This is a genomic window from Phenylobacterium sp. (assembly GCF_004299445.1).
Lineage (GTDB): Bacteria > Pseudomonadota > Alphaproteobacteria > Caulobacterales > Caulobacteraceae > Phenylobacterium.
Window position 1 is genome coordinate 43,849 of record NZ_SCTC01000035.1, and the last position, 18,423, is coordinate 62,271.

The following is an 18,423-nucleotide window of genomic DNA, read 5'->3' on the forward strand; positions in this document are numbered from 1 at the left end:
GCGCGAGGATGGTCAACTCCGCCTAATCTTCGGCCCGATTACTTCCGAAGAAGCAGCAGCCCCCTGTCGGAAGGTACCGATCTAATCGGGAGCATCAAGCTAAGACGCGCCACGACGGCGGGTTGGTTGTCGAGAACGATGACGCCGGTGATCGGCATCTTGCCCAACTCGGGATCCGAGATTTCGATCTGCTCGACGTACTGGCGATTGAGGTCGGCGACGACGTTGGCCAACGGCTCGCCTCGGTAGATCAGGCGGCCAGCGCGCCAGCTGAAGGCTTCCTGCGGGTCGACGGCGCCCAGCTCCTCGCGCCCCGACGAGGCGATGTTCAGCTTCTGACCGGGGGTCAGGGTGAAGGCGCGGCCGGACGCGGCGGCGGTCATCGGCCGCACCTCGACCTTGCCGCGCGCAACGGCGACCATCAGGTCGCCCTGCCGGTGGCGCACGTCGAACTGAGTGCCCAGCACGCGCACCACGCGATTCGCAGCGGCGACTGTGAAGGGCCGCCTGGCGTCATGGGTGACATCGAAGATCGCCTCGCCCTCGGCCAGCTCCAGCTTACGCTCGTTACGGCCATAGGTGACGCTGAGTTTCGTTTCGGCGTTCAGGTCGACGATCGAGCCGTCCGCCAGGGTGACGCGCTTACGTTCGCCCTTACCGGTCGCATAGGTTTCGGCGGTGGCCTGCTGGGCCACGATGCCCGGCAGCACGGCCACGGCCAGGCCCGCGGCGATCGCCATGCCCCCCGCCCCCAGCCACCAGCGGCGGGTGCCGCCGCCACGGACGATGCGTCGGGTCTCGCGCCGGTCGAGCGTGATCAGTTCGTCCTGCACCTGCGGCGCGGCGGACTCGAACTCATGCCATAGAGAGACGACATGCTCGTAGGCCGCGCGATTGCCGGGCGCGGCGTCCAGCCAGGCCTCGAACTCCAGGCCGTCGGCCTCCGACACCTCCTCGCGCTGCAGGCGCACGAGCCAGGCGCTGGCTTCCGCCAGGTCCCTGTCGTCCTCGAACGCGATGTTGCTCATCGACAAGCCTGCAATCCCCGCGCGGAATACGTGAGGCTGACGGGGAGACGTCGCCGCCCAACCCCACCCCTAGGCCAAGCTGAAAATTTGCCGCCCATCAGCCGCGGAGCCTCTGCGAGAGCTGCCGGACCGCCGCCTGGATGTGCTGCTCGATCATCTTGACCGACACCCCCATCGCCTGGGCCGTCTCCTTCTGGCTGAGCCCGTCCAGCTTATGCAGCCGGAACGCCTTGCCCATCTGGGGCGGCAGGGCGGCGACCGCCTCGGCCAACAGGCGCACCCGCTCGCGCGAGATGACCACCTCGTCCGCCGCCAGCTCGCTCGAGACTTCCTCGTCGCCGATCGAGGCGCGGGTCTCGCGGCGCCAGTCGGCGCTGCGCTTCGATGACCGCTGCGTGCTGCGCACGTGGTCGACCAGCAGGTTCGCCGCCATCCGGTAGAGCAACGCAGAGGGAGCGCGGACGTCCCCGTCATCGGCCGACAACGCCGCGACCTTCAGATACAGGTCCTGCAGCAGGTCCTCGGCCGTGGCCATGCAACGGGTGCGCGCCGCCAGGAACAGGAGAAGGTTCTCCCGTTTCTCGAAGAAGGCCTGGGCCAGCGGCGTGTGGTCCGCCGGTCGCTGTGAGGGCCTCGAAGGCGCCAACGCGTCTCCCCTTGCCGCCAAAGGCGTCGCTGGTGATTCAATCCCTGGGGCATGGCCAAAGTTGGAGCGTTAGCCAAGCGAATTCACCTATACCCCAGGCCGAGCGCGCCGCCGCGCCATCGCATCGGCCGGCGACACCGACGCCGCTCACGCACAGCGGGTTCGCCATAGCGCGCAAAGGCACTTCCCAGCCGTCCGATCCGGCGCCAGCTTGCAACCGATTACAAGAAGCCGACGGGAGGGAACGTGGCCGAACCCTATGACGTGATCATCGTCGGCTCCGGGGCGGGCGGCGGCATGAGCGCCTATCACCTGACCAAATCCGGCCTGAAGGTGCTGATGCTCGAGGCTGGACGGGACTATGACCCGACCACCGAAACCCCGATGTTCAACACGAACGCCCAGGCGCCCCTGCGCGGCGCCTCGACACCCGACAAGCCGTTCGGCTTCTACGACGCTACCGTGGACGGCGGCTGGGAGGTGCCCAACGAGCCCTACACGGTGGCCGAGGGCTCGGAGGAATTCACCTGGTGGCGCCCGCGCATGCTGGGCGGACGGACGAACCACTGGGGCCGCATCTCGCTGCGTTTCGGGCCGCTCGACTTCAAGCCGCGCTCGCGCGACGGCATGGGCCATGACTGGCCGATCACCTACGACGACCTCGCCCCCTGGTACGACAAGACCGAGAAGCTGATCGGCGTCAGCGGCGCCGCCCCGCCGCGCAGCCTGACCAACACGCCCGACTCGCCGCCCGGGTGCCTCATGGAGAACCCGCCCCCGCGCGCTTTCGAGCTGTTCTACGCGCGCGCCTTCGAGGCCATGGGCATCCCCGTCGTGCCCATGCACGGCGCCGTGGTCACCCAGGCGATGGAGGGCCGCAACACCTGCATCTTCTCCACCCCCTGCGGCCGAGGCTGCCAGATCGGAGCCAATTTCCAGTCGACCACCGTGCTGATCCCGCCGGCGATGGCGACGAAGAACCTGACCATCATCACCAACGCCCTGGTTTATCAGGTCGACCTGGACGCGTCCGGCAAGGCCAAGGGCGTCAGCTACGTCGACCGGGTCTCGGGCGAGCACCGCTCGGCCACGGCCAGGGTGGTCGTGCTGGCGGCAGGGTCGGGCGAGACCGCCCGCATCCTTCTGAATTCCAAGAGCGCGAAGTTCCCCGACGGCCTCTGCAACGGCGAGGGCATGGTCGGCCGCTACCTGATGGACACCGTGGGCCTGAACGTCACCGGCCAGTTCCCGGCGCTGGAGGGCCTGCCGCCCACCAACGACGACGGCATGAGTGTCGAGCATCTCTACGTGCCGTGGTGGGGCTACGACAAGCACAAGGAGCTAGGCTTCCCGCGCGGCTATCACGTCGAGATCGGCGGCGGCCGCCAGATGCCGTCGATGGGCCTGGGCCGCCTGATCGCCGACGACGAGGTCAGCGTCGGAGACGCGCTGCGGGCCAAGCTGCGCCAGCGCTACGGCTCGATCATCAGCTTCAACGGCCGCGGCGAAATGATCCCGAACGACGACTGCTACTGCGAACTGGATCCGACCGTAAAAGACAAGTGGGGCATTCCCGTCCTGCGCTTCCACTGGAAGTGGGGCGAGCACGAGACGAAGCAGGCGGCCCACATGGTCACCACCTTCCTGGAGGTGATCGACAAGCTGGGCGGCAGGCCGATCGGCAAGGTCGAGCGCGACGGCAAGAAGGCCATCTCCAAGGGTGGCGAGATGATCCACGAGGTGGGCACCGTGCGGATGGGCGCCTCGGACAGGGACTCGGTCGTGAACCAGTACGGTCAGGCCTGGGCGGTCCCGAACCTGTTCGTGACCGACGGGGCGGTGATGGTGTCCAGTCCCGACAAGAACCCGACGCTCTCGATCATCGCCCTGGCCTGGCGATCGAGCGATCACCTGGCGCAGATGGCCAAGCGAGGTGAGCTGTGAGCGACGAACAGCAACCTTATGTCCGGAAGATCGACCGCCGCACGGCGCTGACCTGGATCGGCGTGGTCGGGGCGGCCACCGCCGTCGGCGCCGGCGTCGTGGTGTATGGCCCGAAGATCGGCGGCAAGACCCCGGGGACCAAGGGCTACGGCACAGACCCCAAGCTGGTCGAGCCCGCGCCCGCCCCGTGGCCGCGCCTGCTCAGCGACGGCGAGCTGCAGGCGGCGGCCGCGCTCAGCGACTTCATCCTGCCGGCCTCGGCGACCGCGCCGGCGGCCACGGCGCTGGGGATCCCCGATTTCATCGACGAATGGATCAGCGCCCCCTACCCCGACCAGGAGAAGGACCGGCCCCTGATCCGCAACGGCCTGAAGGCGCTGGGCCCGAAGCCCGATGCGGCGAAGCTGTCGGCGCTGCCCAAGGCCAGTCCCGATTTCTTCAAGCGGTTCCGCTACCTTGTGGTCGGCGCCTATTACACGACCGAGGCCGGGTTCAAGGACCTGGGCTACATCGGCAACGTCTCCCGCGCGACCGACCCGGGACCATCGGCCGAGGTGAAGGCCGCGCTGGAACGCGAACTGGCCAAGCTGGGGCTTTAGGAGTGCGGGCGATGAAGACGGTTCTGATCCTGGCCGCGCTCGCCTGCGCGGGACCGGCGATGGCGGCGGACAACACTCTTTCGGCGTCCGAGCGGAAGGCCGGCTGGAAGCTCCTGTTCGACGGCAAGTCGATGGACGCCTGGCGCACGTTCAAGAAGCCCGCATCCGACTGGAAGGTCGTCGATGGCGCGCTGGCGCCCGAGCCGAAGGTCTCCGGCGACCTGATGACGAAGGAGACGTTCGGGAGCTTCGAACTGGCCTTCGACTGGAGGATCAGCCCCCGGGGCAATTCGGGGGTCATGTACCGCGTCACCGAGGCCGGTCAGCAGAGCTACTGGTCCGGTCCGGAGTACCAGGTGCTGGACAACAGCCGGGGCGAACCCCCGCTGCAGCGGGCCGGCGCCCTCTACGACCTCTATGCGCCCACGGTCGACGCCACGAAGCCGGTCGGCGAGTTCAACCGCTCGCGCCTGATTGTGAACGGCGCCCACGTCGAACACTGGCTGAACGGCCAGAAGGTGGCCGAGTACGAACTGGGCTCGCCCGAGTTCAAGGCCAAGGTCGCCGCGTCCAAGTTCCGGGCCTGGCCGTTCGGGACCAGCCCCACGGGCCACATCGCGCTCCAGAACCATGGCGATGAGGTCTGGTACAAGAACTTGAAGGTGCGGGTCTTAGCTCCTGCGTCGCGGTAGCGACGGCGGGAGAGCTGAGAAGCTAGGTCGCCCAGGCGCGTCCGATCTCCTTCATGGGCACGCAGCCCTTGAAGTCGCCCGGCACCGGGTCGTAGCGCAGTGTCACCGTCGCCCCCGGCTTCGAGGTGAAGTAGCCGATGGTCATCAGGTCCTTCAGTGCGCCGAACGGGTGAGGCTGGGGTCGCGCGGCCGTGGCCTCCTGGTCGTAGCGGATGAGCATGGCGCCCTGCTGGGCCGCCGTCAGCGCTACGAAACCCGCGCCGTGGGCGGCCTTGGCGTCGGTGTCCAGCTTGTCGAGACCGCTCTTGATGAAGCCGGCCTGCATCGGATCGCACCAGCCCTTCAGGGCCTTGTCGACCATCTGCGGCACGCCGGCCTCGCGGGCCCCTGGCGTGTCGGTCTTGGGGTAGACCAGCTCGGCCACGACATCGAGGATCTGGGCCTGCGCGGCGGTCAGCGCCGTGGGCGTCCAGCCCAGGGCCGGCTGGGCCCAGGCATAGCCGCCCGACCCCGCGGCGATGGTCAGCGATAGGCCGAAGAGGGCGTCGCGTCGGTTCATCAGCATCGTCCCGTCCTCCCCTAGAGCTCGCCGCGTTTCTTGGCGTTCACCGCGTGGTCCGCCGCGCGCGCCGTCAGCGCCATGTAGGTCAGCGACGGATTTACGCACGACGCCGAGGTCATGGCCGCGCCGTCGGTGACATAGACGTTCTTGCACTCGTGGACCTGGTTATGGGCGTTCAGCACCGAGGTCTTCGGGTCGCGGCCCATGCGCGCCGTGCCCATCTCGTGGATGCCCAGGCCGATCGCATAATCGCCGTCCACCGGCTGAACATTCTTGAACCCGGCCGCCTCCATCATCTCCATCGCCGTGGCGATCATGTCCTTCCGCATCTTCTGCTCGTTCTCCTTGATCGAGGCGTCGAAGGTGAGCGTCGGCAGGCCGTACTTGTCTTTTTTGTCCTTGTTCAGCGTCACGCGGTTGTCGGCATAGGGCAGGATCTCGCCGAAGCCGCCCAGGCGCGCGATCCACGGACCCGGCTGGGTCAGCTCAGCCTTGCGGTCGGCGCCCAGGCCGGGCGCGCCGATGGCCCGCGTCCAGCTGGGCCGCCCGGCGCCACCCTGGAAGCCAAAGCCGCGCAGATAGTCCTTCTTGGTCGCCGCGTCGCCCAGGTTCCGGAAGCGCGGGATGTAGACGCCGTTCGGCCGCCGGCCCGAATAGTAGTGCTCCTCGAAGCCGGGCGCCTCGGCCTGGGCGCCGACGCCCAGGTGATGGTCCATGATGTTGCGGCCCAGTTGGTCGCTGCCGTTGCCGAACCCGTTCTCGAACCGGCTCGAGGTGGAGTTCATCATGATCCAGGTGGAGCCCAGTGCGCTGGCGCACAGGAACAGCACGTCGGCGTAGAACTCCTCCTCCTGGCCGCTTTCGGCGTCGAGGATGCGGACGCCGTCGGCGCGGTTCTTCTTCGGGTCGTGCAGGATGGTGGTGACGATCGAGTTCGGGCGGATCTTCAGGTTGCCCGTCCGCTCGGCCGCCACCAGCGTCGCCGAGTTCGAGCTGAAGTAGGCGCCGAACGGGCAGCCCTGGATGCAGCGGTTGCGGTGCTGGCACTTGCCGCGGCCCAGGGCCAGCTGCTCCTCGGTGGGCGCGGTCAGGTTGGCGGTGCGGCCGATGGTGACCCGGCGCTCGGGGTAGCGCGCCTCGACGCCCTTCTTCAGCACCTCCTCGACACAGTTGAACTCCATCGGCGGCTGGAAGACGCCGTCCGGCAGCTGCGGCAGACCTTCCTTGCGACCGCTGACGCCGGCGAAGCGCTCGACGTAGTCGTACCACGGGGCCAGGTCGGCGTAGCGGATCGGCCAGTCGACGCCGATGCCCTCCTTGGCGTTCGCCTCGAAGTCCTGCGGCGAATGGCGATAGCTCTGCCGGGCCCACATCAGCGAGCGGCCCCCCACGTGATAGCCGCGGATCCAGTCGAAGCGCTGCTTCTCTTCGTAGGGGTTCTCGTCGTCACGGACGAACAGGTGCTGGGTGTACTCGGTCAGCGCATAACCGGTGCGCTGCTGGGCCGGGTACTTGGCCTTCATCTCGGCGTCGGGCAGGCGGCCCAGGGGATACCGGGTCTCCCACGGGTCCAGAGTGGCGGTCTTGTAGCCGGTGATGTGCGGCATCGGCCCGCCGCGCTCGAGCACCAGCACCTTCAGGCCCTTCTCGGTCAGCTCCTTGGCCGCCCAGCCGCCCGCGATCCCGCTGCCCACGACGATGGCGTCGTAGGTGTTCTCCTTGCGCCAGCGCGTGTTGAGGTTCGCCATGTTCCCTTCCCCATCGGGCCGCCGGCCGTGCCGACATGCCTCGCGAGCGGTTCTCCCGCTTCCGTTCGGCAGCGTTTCATGAAATGGATTACATCGCAAGGCCGGGAGGAAGGCTGGATGACCCGAGATCGGGCTGTATGGGGCGTGCTGTTGGCCCTCGTCTGTACGACGTCGACAACCGCCGCCGAGCGCTGGAAGCCGCTGTTCGACGGCAAGACCCTGAACGGCTGGACGCCCAAGATCTTGGGCTCGCCCGCCGGGGAGAACGTCCGCGACACCTTCATCGTGAAGGACGGCGCGATCACGGTCTCGTACGCCGGCTACGAGCGGTTTCAGAACCGCTTCGGACACCTGTTCTACAAGACCCCGTTCAAGGCCTACCGCCTGCGCCTCAAGTACAAGGTGCTTGAGCCGCCGCTGCCCGACACGCCGGGCTGGGCCCGCTCGAACTCCGGCGTGATGTTCCACAGCCAGAGCCCGGAAAGCATGGGCCTGAACCAGCCGTTCCCGGTCTCGGTCGAGTTCCAGATCCTGGGCGCCGATGGGCCGAAGCCTCGCCCGACGGGCAACGTCTGCACGCCCGGCGTCTCGATCACGCTGAATGGCTCCAGACAGCCCGTGCACTGCTCCGACTCCTCCGGCCCGACGATCCCCAACGGGACATGGGTCGACCTCGAGCTGGAGGTGACGCCGAAGGGCGTGGCGACCGAGAAGATCAACGGCGTGGTCGTGCACACCTACAGCGACATCGCCCTCGACCCCGCCGACCCGATGGCCGCCGCTGACGCGAAGCGGCTGATCGAGGCCCGCGGCGGCGCGCTGCCCGTGACCGAGGGCTACATCGCCCTCCAGAGCGAGGGCCATCCCATCGCGTTCAAGGACATCGAGATTCTCGTGCTGAAGTAGGCTCTGCCGCCGGAACATCGCGACGCCGGCCACGTTCGGATGCCCTGTCATTCAAGGAGACTGGGACCATGCCGAACGATAAACCCCTGGACGCCGTCGCCCTGCTCAAGGCCGACCATCGCACGGTCGAAGACCTGTTCGCCAAGTTCGAAGCCGCCAAGGCCGACGGTAAGAAGCGCGCGCTGGCCGAGCAGATCTGCATGGAGCTGACCGTCCACGCCAAGATCGAGGAAGACGTCTTCTATCCGGCCTGCGAGGGCGCGGTGGAGGAAGACCTGCTGAAGGAGGCCTATGTCGAGCACGACTCGGCCAAGGTGCTGATCGCCGAGATCGAGGCCGGCGGCCCCGACGACGAGTTCTACGACGCCAAGGTCAAGGTGCTGTCAGAGATGATCGAGCACCACGTCAAGGAAGAGGAGCAGCGAGCCGAGGGCATGTTCGCCCAGGCGCGCAAGGCCGGCCTCGACATGGACGCTCTGGGCGAACGCATGGCGGCCGAGAAGCAAGAGCTCATCGCCAGCTACAAGTCGTCGGGCCTGCCCCGGCCGGAGGCGGCCACCCTGACGGGCACGACGCTCGCCTGATGGGAAACCCCTGGATGCGCCTGGGCCTGAACGCCTGGGCGCTGGGCCTCGAGTCCTCGGCGGTCATCGGCCTGCGCACGCTGAAGATCGCCGCGGGCGGGGCCGAGGCCGAGGCCGAGACCCGCCGAATGGTCTCGGAGAAGATCGACTCGGTCCTGGCGCTACAGATGCTGGCCCTGACGGGCGGGCTGGGCGCCACGCCGCATCGCGCGGCGACCCGGACCGTCGCCCACTACCGCAGGAAAGTCCGCGCCAACCGCCGCCGGCTGGGCGCCTAGAGAAACACCTCGGCCAGGGCCAGGCCGCGTTCGCCGGCGATGCCGTAGACCATGTAGAGGCGGCCCTGCTCCTCGAAGAAGAACGGGTCGCGCAGCTGGTTGACCGGTCGCTCGATGGCGCCGCGGACCGAAGGTTCGGCTGGAAGCTGCGCGCCTTCCCAGTCGCGCTCGGGCCTCAGGATCTCGACAGGCTCGGACTGCGTCCAGGTCTCCCATGGGCCGCGGGCGTCGATCGTGGTGAGATAGATGCGCTCAGGCGCATCGCCCACCTGTGTCCAGGCCACCTTCAGTTGGTCGCCGCGGACCAGGACCGTCCCATGGCGCATGTTCATGTTGAACAGGCGCGGGCCGGTCTCGAAGCCGGACAATGGGTCCTTCGAGCGGTAGAACTGGCCCGGCATCGCCATGGCGTAGGTCATTCCGCGGAAGGGAAAGGCGCGCCAATAGGTCAGCCCCAGGATCTCAGACCCCGCCGAGGCGAATGCGAGGCCGTCCGGCGAGGTGGCGACGCGGGTCACCTGTTCGTTGGGCAGCCGCTCCAGGCCGTGGAAGTACATGACGAACCGCCGCCGCTCATGATCGACATGCACGTCGGGCGAGGCGATGTGGCCGCCCTTCAGGTTCGTCGGAAACGGCGTCTGCTCGATGCGCAGAACGCCCGGCGCATGCACCCGCCAGGGCCCCTCCAGCCGGTCGGCGTAGGCCATGCGGATGTACTGGCCCACATGGTCGGCGAAGTAGAGGTAGTAGCGGCCCAACGCGCCCTTCGCCCATGCGGGCACGCGGATCAGCGAGGGCTCGGCGATGTTGGTCCCGATCGACGGATGGGTGTCGGGCGTGATGATGGGCCCCTTGCCCAGCCGCACGGCGCGCGGGCCGGCCGCCTGGGCGAACGATCGGCCGCTGACGGCCAGGCCGGCCGCCAGCGCAAGGGTCCGGCGTCGCGTCGGCATGTTCAGACCTCGGCCTTTTCCATCGCCGCCTTGGCCGCGGCCATCATCTTCTGGAAGGCGCCCGTACGGATCAGTTCGCGCCGCTCCTCCAGCCCACGATGCAGCTCGACAAGCACCCTGGCCGCCGGCTCGTGGGTCTGCAGCGCGGCCCAGTAGGCCGCGACGTTGGCGTTCTTGGGGATCGGGTTCTCGACGCCCGTGCCGGGCAACACATTCTCGATCATGAACAGCGCGGGCGTCAGCGCGCAGTCGGCCATGGTGATCCGGCCGCAGGCGGCATAGCCGTCCGTCCCGATCATCCGGTCCAGCGCCTTGACGTTGCGCACCACCTGTCCGCCCAGCAGGTCGACGATACCCTGGTCGCGGTCGGCGGCGCGGGCCTGGGGCGAGAGCATGAACATGTTGTTCATGAGGTAGACGTCGCCGATCCGAGCCAACGTGCGGATGTGGGCAGTCTCGCGGGGCGTGGCGCCCAGCATCGAGGGCGTCGGATAGACCTGCTCCAGATACTCGGCGATGACTTCGGACTCGGGCATCAGGTCACCGTCGATATCCAGCACCGGGATCCGGCCGATGGGATTGCGCTGGCGGAAGGCCGGCATGCCGAAATCCGCGGGGCGCTCCAGCACGATGTCGGTGATGCCCTTGGCGTAGATCTGCATCCGCACGCGCGCCGAATAGGGGCTGAGATCGCCGGAATAGAGCTTCATCATGGTGGGACGCTTCCTCGTTGGGTCTTTGACCAAGGGAAGCACGAAACGCGCGCCGCGGGCAGACGCCCTGGCTATTGGCCGCCCGACACCCCACCTATAGGGCGCGCCGCCGGGCGTGTGCCGCCATCGAAGCGGTCGATCCCGCCCGCCGAGACGCCTTCAGAGATCGATGATGACTGTGTTGTTCGCCGCCGCCGTGGCCTGTGTGCTGGGCGTCGCGGTTCTGCCCCCATTGTTCCGCCTGCTGGGTTGGAGCATCCGCACGTGACCGGGCCTTCGGCCGACGAGACGCTGGTCCGCGAGAACGCCTACCTGCGCCAGCAGAACGCCCAGCTGCAGCGTGACCTCACTGCGGCGCTGGCGGACGCCGATCGCCTCCGCCAGATCGCGGAACGAATCTACGGCCGCACCGCACCCCGTCCCCCCAGCCCGCTGGGCGGGGGTCAGTGAGCGTCGTCTAGCGCGTGCTGCGGCGATCGTTCAGGAGGGTCTTGCGAGGGCCTGCTGCGACGGGCGCGCCCGTGGAGCGGGAATCGATGAGGTCGCGGCGCACGGGCGGCGGGCTGACGGTGGTCGGAAAACGCATGTGAGTCCTTTCAGGACGTCGGTTGGAGTTGGGATTGGCTCGCCCGTGAACCGACGTCGGAGCGGCGTCGCACCAGCACCGGGCGCGCGTCTTGCCAGACCGACACGAAGGCGCAGCTGGGATGCTCGGCCATGACCTTGAGCGCGAACGGGACGGCGTTGTCATCGGCCTCGAGGAAGTAGGCTTCGATGGCCGTGGAGCTGCCGTCTTCCTTGCAGGGGTAGAAGGTATAGAGAGGCACGGGCGTCTCCCGTCGAAGAGCGGGAGCGCGGAATGGGAAGCCGTCTCTCAGCCATCGGCGCCCAGGGCGAATGCCGATGATGGCGCATCATACCACAGTCCGGCGGATCGCGGGTGACTTAGAGACCCAGCAGCTTGCGGTTGGCCGCCGCATCCAGGCCCGAGCCTGCAAAGTCGTCGAAGGCGTGCTCGGTCACGCGGATGATGTGGTCCCTGATGAACGGCGCGCCTTCGCGGGCGCCGTCCTCGGGGTGCTTCAGCGCGCACTCCCACTCCAGCACCGCCCAGCCCGGATAGTCGTAGGCCGCCAGCTTCGAGAAGATCGCCTTGAAGTCCACCTGGCCGTCGCCCAGGGAACGGAAGCGCCCCGGCCGGTCGACCCAGCCCTGGTAGCCGCCGTAAACGCCCGAGCGGCCGTTCGGCCGGAACTCGGCGTCCTTCACGTGGAAGGCGCGGATGCGCTCGTGGTAGCGGTCGATGTAGTCGAGATAGTCCAGCTGTTGCAGGACGAAGTGGCTGGGATCGTAGAGCAGGCAGGCGCGTGGGTGGCCGCCCACCTCGTCCAGGAACCGCTCGTAGGTCGCCCCGTCGTGCAGGTCCTCGCCGGGGTGAATCTCGTAGCAGGCGTCGACGCCGTTTTCGTCGAACACGTCCAGGATCGGCTTCCAGCGGCGGCCCAGCTCGGCGAAGGCCTCTTCGACCAGCCCCGCCGGCCGTTGCGGCCACGGATAGAGATACGGCCACGCCAGCGCCCCCGAGAACGTGGCGTGCGCGGTCAGGCCCATGCGTCGGCTGGCCCTGGCGGCCAGCTTGACCTGGTTCACCGCCCAGGCCTGCCGCTCGGCCGGACGCCCGCGCAACTCGGGCGGCGCGAAGCCGTCGAACATCGCGTCGTAGGCCGGATGCACGGCGACCAACTGGCCCTGCAGGTGGGTCGAGAGCTCGGTGACCTCGAGGCCGTACTGCGCCAGCGTCCCGGTGATCTCGTCACAGTAGGTCTGACTGTCGGCGGCCTTGTCCAGGTCCACGAAGGACCCTGGTCCGGTGGGCAGCTGAAGGCCGATGTAGCCCAGGTCGGCCGCCCATTTGGCGATGGTGTCCAGCCGGTCGAAGGGCGGCTTCGGCCCCACGAACTGGGCCAGGAAGATGCCGGGGCCCTTGAGGGTCTTCATGCGTCACCTGCGTTCAGATCGACCCACCCGGCGCCCTCGCGGCTGCCCGCCACGGCGCGCTCGACAAAGGCCATGCCGCGCACCCCGGCCGCGATGCTGGGGACCAAATCGTTGGCGCGGCCGCTGGCGATTGCGCCGGCGACGTCGCGGTAGATGTTGGCGAAGGCCTCAATGAAGCCCTCGGGATGCCCGGTCGGGATGCGCGAGCCCGCCTGCGCCGCAGCGCCGAGATAGCCCGACGCGGCGTGCAGCGTCTGGGTCGGTCCGTCGAGCCAGTCGATGGTCAGCTCGGTGTGGCGCTCATGGCTCCACAACAGCCCGCCCTTCTCGCCATAGACCTTGATGTTCAGCCCGTTCCGCGCGCCCGCCGAAATCTGCGAGGCGATCAGCACGCCCCGCGCGCCGCCGCCGAAGCGGAGCAGGACGTTGCAGTCGTCGTCGAGAGCGCGGCCAGGCACCACGGAGGCCAGGTCCGGGCAGAGCCGCTCGACCTGAAGGCCGGTGATGAATTCAGCGAGGTTGAAGGCGTGGACGCCGATATCGCCGCTGCAGCCGCCGACGCCCGACTTCGCGGGGTCGGCCCGCCACATGGCCTGGGCGTCGCCGCCTTGCTCGATGGGGCGCGAGAGCCAGCCCTGCGCGTACTCGACCACCACCTTGCGGATCGGCCCCAGGTCGCCACGGCGAACGATCTGGCTCGCTTCGCGGACCATCGGATAGCCGGTGTAGGTGTAGGTCAGCGCATAGTGGCGGCCCGACGCCGCCACGATCCGCTCGAGCTCGACGGCCTCGGCCAGGTTCAGCGTCGCCGGCTTGTCGCAGATCACGTGCAGGCCCGCCTGCAGCGCGGCGGCCGACACCGCGAAGTGCAGGTGGTTTGGCGTGACCACCGCCACCAGCTCAGCGCCGTCTTCGCGGGCGGTCTCGCTGGCGATCATCGCCAAGTGGTCGGCATAGACACGATCAGGCGCGACGCCCCAGGCCTCGGCCGCCTTGGCGCTCTTGGCTGGATCGCGGCTGAAGGCGCCGGCGACCAGGCGGATGTTCCCGTCCAGCTCGGCCGCCATACGGTGGACGGGCCCGATGAACGAGCCCGGTCCGCCGCCCACCATGGCCAGCCGCAGTGGCCTCACGCGGCCACGCCCGCCAAGTAGTCGTGGCAGATCTTCGCCGCCTCGATGCGCGGCCGTTCGAACGGCGGCTCCTGCTCGACGAAGAAGCCGGTGACGCCCGAGGCCTTGGCGGCCGGCAGGAGCTTCTTCCAGTCGATGGCGCCCGAGCCGACCTCGGTCGGGTCCATCTTCAGGGCGAAGTTGGGTGTGGTGGTGGGCTTGATGTCCTTCACGTGCATCATCGTGAAGCGGCCCTTGTGCCTGGCCAGAAGGGCGGCGGGGTCATGTCCGGCGGCCGCCACCCAGCCGACGTCGATCTCGAAGGTGACCAGCGACGGATCGGTCTCCTTCAGCAGGATCTCCAGCCCATAGGTCGAGCCCAGCGGCAGGAACTCGAAGTTGTGGTTGTGGTAGCCGACCTTGAGGCCCTCCTTCTTCAGGAGCGTGGCCTTCTGGTTCAGGAATTCCGCATTGGCCTTCCAGTCGTCGGCGGTCATCTGGCTGACCAGCCGGCGCAGCATGCCGCCCATGTCCTCGCCGGCCTGCGGCCGCATCTCCATGCGGTCGGGGAACCAGCAGATCGGGGCCACGGCGGCCTTCGCGCCGACCGCATGCAGGGCCGCGGCCAGCTTGCCCAGGTCCCCGGAGAAGGTGAGGTCGCCGCCGCGCGGCTGGACATGGACGCTGGGACACGCGAGCCCCGCGGCGTCCAAGGCGGTCCGCAGATCGCCCGGGGCCTTGCCCATGAAGCCGGGCAGCTCGACGGTCTTGTAGCCGATGCCCGCCACCGCCTTCAGCGTGCCGCCCAGATCCTTCGCCGCGTCCGGGCCCAGAGTATAGAGTTGGATGCCGATCGGCAGTCCCGCCGTCTTGAAGAAGGGCCGGGCCGCAGCCCCCGCCCCGGTCGCCGCTGCGCTCATGGCCGCTCCCAGTCCGAAGAGGACGTTCCGCCGGTGGATGCTCTGCAAGGTCCTGGCTCCTGTCATAGCGCCGCCACCGCCGTGGGGCCGCGTTCGGGCGGCTTGAAGAAGACCGCCAGCAGCACGACCGCCGCCAGCGCCATGGCCGTCGGGATCATGAAGAGGCTCTGGTAGTCCACGACGCCGCCCGCCGAATTGCCCGCGATCAGCGTGGGGAAAAGGAAGCTGGCCGCGACGTTGCCGATCCCCAGGATCAGCAGGTTGAACAGGCCCTGGGCGCTGGAGCGGACATCCTTCGGGAAGACGGCGTCCACGAAGATGTACACCGTGGCGAAGAAGAAGGCGTAGCAGACGCCGTGCAGCAGCTGCACCGCGATGATCGTGGGCACGCTGTCGGCGAAAAAGGCGAAGGTCGCGAACCGGGCCGCGTGGCCCAGGATCCCGATCATCATCGTGACCTTCCAGCCCAGCCGGATCAGCACCGGCCCCAGCACGAGCATGGTCACGATCTCGGCGATCTGGCCCAGGCTGAGCACCACCATCGACAGGTTGCCGGCGATGCCGACGCGGTTGGTCAGGAAGGCGTCGGCCATCACGAAATAGCCGTTGTGGACCACGCTATCGATGAAGGTGACTGCGAACAGCACGCCGATGAACGGCACGCCCAGGAACTTCACCGCCTCGCGCCAGGCCAGCTTGTCCACCGCCGCGCCCTCGGTCTTGGGCGGCGTGTGCGGCAGGGTCAGCGAGTAACCGGCGAGGGCGAACGAGACGATCGCGCCGACCAGGAAGATCCAGCGCATGTGCTCGACGCTGGCCTCGCCGCCCAGCAGGAAAATGAAGGGCCAGCTGACCAGGATCCAGCCCACGGTGCCGCCCATGCGCACCGCGCCAAAATCGCGCGCGGGGTCCTTCAGGTTGGCGAACGCGATGGAATTGGTGACCGACAGGGTCGGCACATAGACCAGGCTGTACACCAGATAGGCGGCGAAGAACGGCCAGAAGCTGGTCGCGAAGGCCGCGCCCACCAGCGCCACGCCGCCCAGCAGGTGACTGACGGCCAGGAACTTCTCGGCCGCGAAGTTCCGGTCGGCGAACTGGTTCGAGAAGAAGATGCCGACCACCGCGGCGATGCCCCACGAACTGCCCACCAGAGACTGCTGCCAGGGCTGGAAGCCCAGCAGGCCCATGTAGGGGAACAGCTTCGGCGCCCAGGCGCCCCAGACGGCGAGCTGGAGCACCATCATGATGAAGAGCCGCGTGCGCACGCCCATGCCGTCGAACCCCTCCCAAGGCGCCTCGAACATCGCGGGCGGTGTGGTCCCAGCCTCTCGATGTAATCGAATTCATCCGTAGCAATGGCGCACTTGCGAGGCAATCGATTCCGGCCGGAAGGTTTGCCGTGGGCGCGCCTTGAAATGACCGGGCCTTGTCTCCAGTGTCGCGCCGATGGCCACGATTCAAGACGTCGCCCGGGACGCCGGCGTATCCACCGCCACCGTCTCGCGGGTGCTGAGCGCGCCCGAGCTGGTGGCCGAGGCGACCCGGGCGCGCGTGACGGCCTCGGTGGAGCGGCTGGGGTATCAGCCGAACTTCGCGGCCAAGAGCCTGCGCACGCTGAAGACCGAGAAGATCCTGGTCACGGTGCCCGACATCTCGAACCCGTTCTTCAGCCAGGTGATCCGGGGCGTGGAAGAGGCGGCGCGCACGGCCGGCTACTCGGTGCTGCTGGGCGACACGCGGCACGAGGCCGACCGCGAGGAGGAATACGCCGCCATGCTGCTGCGGCGCGAGGCGGACGGCCTGATCTTCCTCGGCCACCGGCTGCCCGAGGCGCTGGCGCCCATGGTCGCCGCCCGCGGCGTGCGCACGCCGATCGTCAACGGCTGCGAGTACAGCTCCGAGCTGGGCGTGTCGGGCGCGCACATCGACAATGCCCGCGCGTCCGCCGAGGCGATGGAGCACCTCTACGGCCTGGGCCACCGCCGAGTCGGCGTCATCACGGGCCCGCTGGCCAGCCCGCTCAGCCGCGACCGCCTGGAAGGCGTGCGGGCCTCGGCCCAGGCGCACGGCCAGGCCGCGGGGCTCGCGGTGGTGGCGGGCGACTTCAGCATCGACTCCGGCCTTCGCGAGGCGACCGCCCTGCTCGCCGCCGATCGGCCCAGCGCGATCTTCTGCTTCAGCGACGAGATGGCCATGGGCGCGCTCGAAGCGATCCGACGGGCGGGGCTGTCGTGCCCGGAAGACGTGTCGCTCGTGGGCTTCGACGACATCCGCTTCGCCGAGTTCCTGAACCCGCCGCTGACCACGGTGAGCCAGCCCATGGACCGGATCGGCCACGAAGTGGTGCGCCTGCTGCTGGACATCCTGAGCGGCAAGGCCCAGGCGCTGGAGCACGTCACCCTGCCCCACCGGCTGGTGGTGCGCGGCAGCACCGCCCCGCCCGCGGCGGCGTAGTCGCCGACGCCGAGACGGCCCTCGACTTCGCCGCCCGCCCGCGTTTTCCTGGCGTCATGGACAACGTCGGACGCATGCCGGGGCCCCGGCCCCACCCCCTCAACCGCGACTTCGACTGGATCGCGGCGCGGCGCGAAGGGCTGGAACGGCTGACGCCTGAGCATGTGGACCAGTTCAACGCCGACGGCTTCTTCGTGCTCCGGGACGCCTTCACGGCCGGCGAGATCGCCGAGGTCCGCGCCGCCATCGATCCGTTCGAAGAGGCCCATGTGGCCTATGCCCGCGAGCGTGGCGGCAAGGTGCGCCTGACCGACGCCGACGCGATCACCTTCACGCTGCACCTGGTGCGCAAGTCGGACGTGCTGAAGGCGTTCTCGGCGCACCCCACGATCCGGGGCGTCTGCCATGACCTGATCGGGCCCGACGTGCGGCTCTACTGGGACCAGGCGGTCTACAAGAAGACAGAGAAGGTCCAGGAATTCCCCTGGCACCAGGACAACGGCTACTCGTTCGTCGTGCCGCAGCAGTACCTCACGCTCTGGGTGCCGCTGATGGATGTGGACGAGGCGAACGGCTGTCCCTGGATCGCGCCCGGCCTGCACCGGCTCGGCACGCTGGAACACCGTACCACCGACATCGGCCTCGTCTGCCTGGACGCAGCCCCCGAGGCCGTGGCGGCGCCGGCCAGGGTGGGCGACGTGGTGGTGTTCTCGTCGCTGGCCCCGCACCGCACCGGCCCCAACACCAGCGACGCTGTGCGCAAGGCCTACATTCTGCAGTACGCGCCCGACGGCGCGGTGGTGCACACCGAGGATGGCCAGGTGGTCGTCCAGGACGACCCCGAGCGGCAGTATCTCATCTAGGATCGCACGGGATCGTTGGAGCCGGCGCGTTGCTGGTGCAGGGTCATCGCCATGCGTCTCCTCTTCAACATCCTCTGGTTCATTTTCGGCGGCTGGATCTCGGGCACGCTTTGGCTGCTGGCCGGGGTGATCCTGGCGATCACCGTCGTGGGCCTGCCCTGGACGCCCGCGGCGTTCCGCCTGGCCGGCTTCAGCTACTGGCCGTTCGGCAAGGTGATCGTCGAGCGCGACACCGGGGCGGTGAGCGTGCTGCTGAACATCCTGTGGCTGCTGCTCGCCGGTTGGTGGCTGGCGCTGCACCATCTGGCGCTGGCGGCGGCCCTGGCGGTGACCATCATCGGCATCCCGTTCGCCTGGCAGCATGTGAAGCTGGCCATGCTGTCGCTGATCCCGGTCGGCAAGGGCGTCGCCGAGGTCTGA

General features: G+C 68.5%; 22 protein-coding genes. 10 read left to right on the forward strand and 12 right to left on the reverse strand.

Annotation, left to right across the window (positions count from 1 at the left end):
- Positions 1–38: 38 nt before the first annotated feature.
- Together EPN98_RS08235 and EPN98_RS08240 are read right to left on the reverse strand one after the other, a co-directional pair.
- On the reverse strand, positions 39–1,028 hold the full coding sequence (locus EPN98_RS08235; protein ID WP_293362200.1) for a FecR domain-containing protein: 990 nt from the start codon (positions 1,026–1,028) through the stop codon (positions 39–41).
- A 97-nt stretch (positions 1,029–1,125) separates the two neighbouring features.
- A complete protein-coding gene (locus tag EPN98_RS08240) occupies positions 1,126–1,674 on the reverse strand; it encodes an RNA polymerase sigma factor (protein WP_293362201.1) in 549 nt (182 codons plus the stop codon).
- 246 nt (positions 1,675–1,920) lie between these two features.
- On the opposite strand from EPN98_RS08240, the gene EPN98_RS08245 reads away from it, so the two are divergent.
- Genes EPN98_RS08245 through EPN98_RS08255 form a run of 3 tightly spaced genes read left to right on the forward strand, consistent with a single transcriptional unit; the run spans position 1,921 to position 4,909 of the window.
- Positions 1,921–3,618, forward strand: coding sequence for a GMC family oxidoreductase (locus tag EPN98_RS08245; protein ID WP_293362202.1), 1,698 nt, complete (start codon positions 1,921–1,923; stop codon positions 3,616–3,618).
- Positions 3,615–4,217, forward strand: a complete 603-nt coding sequence (locus EPN98_RS08250) for a gluconate 2-dehydrogenase subunit 3 family protein (protein WP_293362203.1) — start codon at positions 3,615–3,617, stop codon at positions 4,215–4,217. The genes EPN98_RS08245 and EPN98_RS08250 overlap by 4 nt, the downstream gene beginning before the upstream one ends.
- Positions 4,218–4,228: 11 nt before the next feature.
- Positions 4,229–4,909, forward strand: coding sequence for a DUF1080 domain-containing protein (locus tag EPN98_RS08255; protein WP_293362204.1), 681 nt, complete (start codon positions 4,229–4,231; stop codon positions 4,907–4,909).
- A 22-nt stretch (positions 4,910–4,931) separates the two neighbouring features.
- On the opposite strand, the gene EPN98_RS08260 is transcribed toward EPN98_RS08255, so the two are convergent.
- Complete coding sequence (locus EPN98_RS08260) at positions 4,932–5,468, reverse strand: gluconate 2-dehydrogenase subunit 3 family protein (RefSeq protein WP_293362205.1); 537 nt, start codon at positions 5,466–5,468, stop codon at positions 4,932–4,934.
- Between the two features lie 20 nt (positions 5,469–5,488).
- On the reverse strand, positions 5,489–7,219 hold the full coding sequence (locus EPN98_RS08265; protein WP_293362206.1) for a GMC family oxidoreductase: 1,731 nt from the start codon (positions 7,217–7,219) through the stop codon (positions 5,489–5,491).
- 117 nt (positions 7,220–7,336) lie between these two features.
- On the opposite strand from EPN98_RS08265, the gene EPN98_RS08270 reads away from it, so the two are divergent.
- The 3 genes from EPN98_RS08270 to EPN98_RS08280 all read left to right on the forward strand — a co-directional run bounded on the left by EPN98_RS08270 (position 7,337) and on the right by EPN98_RS08280 (position 8,987).
- On the forward strand, positions 7,337–8,125 hold the full coding sequence (locus EPN98_RS08270) for a DUF1080 domain-containing protein (RefSeq protein ID WP_293362207.1): 789 nt from the start codon (positions 7,337–7,339) through the stop codon (positions 8,123–8,125).
- A gap of 68 nt (positions 8,126–8,193) precedes the next feature.
- Positions 8,194–8,709 (forward strand): hemerythrin domain-containing protein, encoded by a 516-nt coding sequence (locus EPN98_RS08275; protein WP_293362208.1) that lies wholly within the window; start codon positions 8,194–8,196, stop codon positions 8,707–8,709.
- Positions 8,710–8,723: 14 nt separating this feature from the next.
- Complete coding sequence (locus EPN98_RS08280; protein WP_293362209.1) at positions 8,724–8,987, forward strand: hypothetical protein; 264 nt, start codon at positions 8,724–8,726, stop codon at positions 8,985–8,987.
- Here the strand turns inward: EPN98_RS08280 and EPN98_RS08285 are convergent.
- Together EPN98_RS08285 and EPN98_RS08290 are read right to left on the reverse strand one after the other, a co-directional pair.
- Positions 8,984–9,940: a hypothetical protein gene (locus EPN98_RS08285; protein ID WP_293362210.1), complete on the reverse strand. Its 957-nt coding sequence runs from the start codon at positions 9,938–9,940 to the stop codon at positions 8,984–8,986. The two genes, EPN98_RS08280 and EPN98_RS08285, sit on opposite strands and share 4 nt — an antisense overlap.
- A 2-nt stretch (positions 9,941–9,942) precedes the next feature.
- Positions 9,943–10,650, reverse strand: a complete 708-nt coding sequence (locus EPN98_RS08290; RefSeq protein WP_293362211.1) for a glutathione S-transferase family protein — start codon at positions 10,648–10,650, stop codon at positions 9,943–9,945.
- 267 nt (positions 10,651–10,917) lie between these two features.
- On the opposite strand from EPN98_RS08290, the gene EPN98_RS08295 reads away from it, so the two are divergent.
- Complete coding sequence (locus EPN98_RS08295; protein WP_293362212.1) at positions 10,918–11,103, forward strand: hypothetical protein; 186 nt, start codon at positions 10,918–10,920, stop codon at positions 11,101–11,103.
- A 7-nt stretch (positions 11,104–11,110) separates the two neighbouring features.
- On the opposite strand, the gene EPN98_RS08300 is transcribed toward EPN98_RS08295, so the two are convergent.
- The 6 genes from EPN98_RS08300 to EPN98_RS08325 form a co-directional block, all read right to left on the reverse strand.
- Positions 11,111–11,239 carry a hypothetical protein gene (locus EPN98_RS08300; protein ID WP_293362213.1) on the reverse strand — a complete coding sequence of 43 codons (129 nt, stop codon included), beginning with the start codon at positions 11,237–11,239 and terminating at the stop codon, positions 11,111–11,113.
- 10 nt (positions 11,240–11,249) lie between these two features.
- Entirely contained in the window at positions 11,250–11,480 is a 231-nt protein-coding gene (locus EPN98_RS08305; RefSeq protein ID WP_293362214.1) for a hypothetical protein, read from the reverse strand.
- 118 nt (positions 11,481–11,598) lie between these two features.
- A complete protein-coding gene (locus EPN98_RS08310) occupies positions 11,599–12,651 on the reverse strand; it encodes a sugar phosphate isomerase/epimerase (RefSeq protein ID WP_293362215.1) in 1,053 nt (350 codons plus the stop codon).
- Positions 12,648–13,763: a Gfo/Idh/MocA family oxidoreductase gene (locus EPN98_RS08315; RefSeq protein ID WP_293362312.1), complete on the reverse strand. Its 1,116-nt coding sequence runs from the start codon at positions 13,761–13,763 to the stop codon at positions 12,648–12,650. The genes EPN98_RS08310 and EPN98_RS08315 overlap by 4 nt, the downstream gene beginning before the upstream one ends.
- A gap of 17 nt (positions 13,764–13,780) precedes the next feature.
- On the reverse strand, positions 13,781–14,683 hold the full coding sequence (locus EPN98_RS08320; RefSeq protein ID WP_293362216.1) for a sugar phosphate isomerase/epimerase: 903 nt from the start codon (positions 14,681–14,683) through the stop codon (positions 13,781–13,783).
- 62 nt (positions 14,684–14,745) lie between these two features.
- Entirely contained in the window at positions 14,746–15,957 is a 1,212-nt protein-coding gene (locus EPN98_RS08325; RefSeq protein ID WP_293362313.1) for an MFS transporter, read from the reverse strand.
- Between the two features lie 175 nt (positions 15,958–16,132).
- Here EPN98_RS08325 and EPN98_RS08330 point away from each other — a divergent pair, with 175 nt between their 5' ends.
- From EPN98_RS08330 to EPN98_RS08340, 3 genes are read left to right on the forward strand one after another with little or no spacing between them, the layout of a single operon-like run.
- Positions 16,133–17,140, forward strand: coding sequence for a LacI family DNA-binding transcriptional regulator (locus EPN98_RS08330; RefSeq protein ID WP_293362217.1), 1,008 nt, complete (start codon positions 16,133–16,135; stop codon positions 17,138–17,140).
- Between the two features lie 56 nt (positions 17,141–17,196).
- Positions 17,197–18,003 (forward strand): phytanoyl-CoA dioxygenase family protein, encoded by an 807-nt coding sequence (locus EPN98_RS08335; protein WP_293362218.1) that lies wholly within the window; start codon positions 17,197–17,199, stop codon positions 18,001–18,003.
- A gap of 51 nt (positions 18,004–18,054) precedes the next feature.
- Positions 18,055–18,423 carry a YccF domain-containing protein gene (locus tag EPN98_RS08340; RefSeq protein ID WP_293362219.1) on the forward strand — a complete coding sequence of 123 codons (369 nt, stop codon included), beginning with the start codon at positions 18,055–18,057 and terminating at the stop codon, positions 18,421–18,423.

Coding starts and splice junctions, on each gene's coding strand:
- EPN98_RS08310 (WP_293362215.1), bottom strand. CDS start 12,651: ATGAAGACCCTCAAGGGCCCCGGCATCTTCCTGGCCCAGTTCGTGGGG.
- EPN98_RS08285 (WP_293362210.1), bottom strand. CDS start 9,940: ATGCCGACGCGACGCCGGACCCTTGCGCTGGCGGCCGGCCTGGCCGTC.
- EPN98_RS08235 (WP_293362200.1), bottom strand. CDS start 1,028: ATGAGCAACATCGCGTTCGAGGACGACAGGGACCTGGCGGAAGCCAGC.
- EPN98_RS08260 (WP_293362205.1), bottom strand. CDS start 5,468: ATGAACCGACGCGACGCCCTCTTCGGCCTATCGCTGACCATCGCCGCG.
- EPN98_RS08265 (WP_293362206.1), bottom strand. CDS start 7,219: ATGGCGAACCTCAACACGCGCTGGCGCAAGGAGAACACCTACGACGCC.
- EPN98_RS08275 (WP_293362208.1), top strand. CDS start 8,194: ATGCCGAACGATAAACCCCTGGACGCCGTCGCCCTGCTCAAGGCCGAC.
- EPN98_RS08270 (WP_293362207.1), top strand. CDS start 7,337: ATGACCCGAGATCGGGCTGTATGGGGCGTGCTGTTGGCCCTCGTCTGT.
- EPN98_RS08340 (WP_293362219.1), top strand. CDS start 18,055: ATGCGTCTCCTCTTCAACATCCTCTGGTTCATTTTCGGCGGCTGGATC.
- EPN98_RS08315 (WP_293362312.1), bottom strand. CDS start 13,763: ATGGTGGGCGGCGGACCGGGCTCGTTCATCGGGCCCGTCCACCGTATG.
- EPN98_RS08335 (WP_293362218.1), top strand. CDS start 17,197: ATGGACAACGTCGGACGCATGCCGGGGCCCCGGCCCCACCCCCTCAAC.
- EPN98_RS08255 (WP_293362204.1), top strand. CDS start 4,229: ATGAAGACGGTTCTGATCCTGGCCGCGCTCGCCTGCGCGGGACCGGCG.
- EPN98_RS08300 (WP_293362213.1), bottom strand. CDS start 11,239: ATGCGTTTTCCGACCACCGTCAGCCCGCCGCCCGTGCGCCGCGACCTC.
- EPN98_RS08280 (WP_293362209.1), top strand. CDS start 8,724: ATGCGCCTGGGCCTGAACGCCTGGGCGCTGGGCCTCGAGTCCTCGGCG.
- EPN98_RS08330 (WP_293362217.1), top strand. CDS start 16,133: ATGGCCACGATTCAAGACGTCGCCCGGGACGCCGGCGTATCCACCGCC.
- EPN98_RS08325 (WP_293362313.1), bottom strand. CDS start 15,957: ATGGGCGTGCGCACGCGGCTCTTCATCATGATGGTGCTCCAGCTCGCC.
- EPN98_RS08320 (WP_293362216.1), bottom strand. CDS start 14,683: ATGAGCGCAGCGGCGACCGGGGCGGGGGCTGCGGCCCGGCCCTTCTTC.
- EPN98_RS08290 (WP_293362211.1), bottom strand. CDS start 10,650: ATGAAGCTCTATTCCGGCGATCTCAGCCCCTATTCGGCGCGCGTGCGG.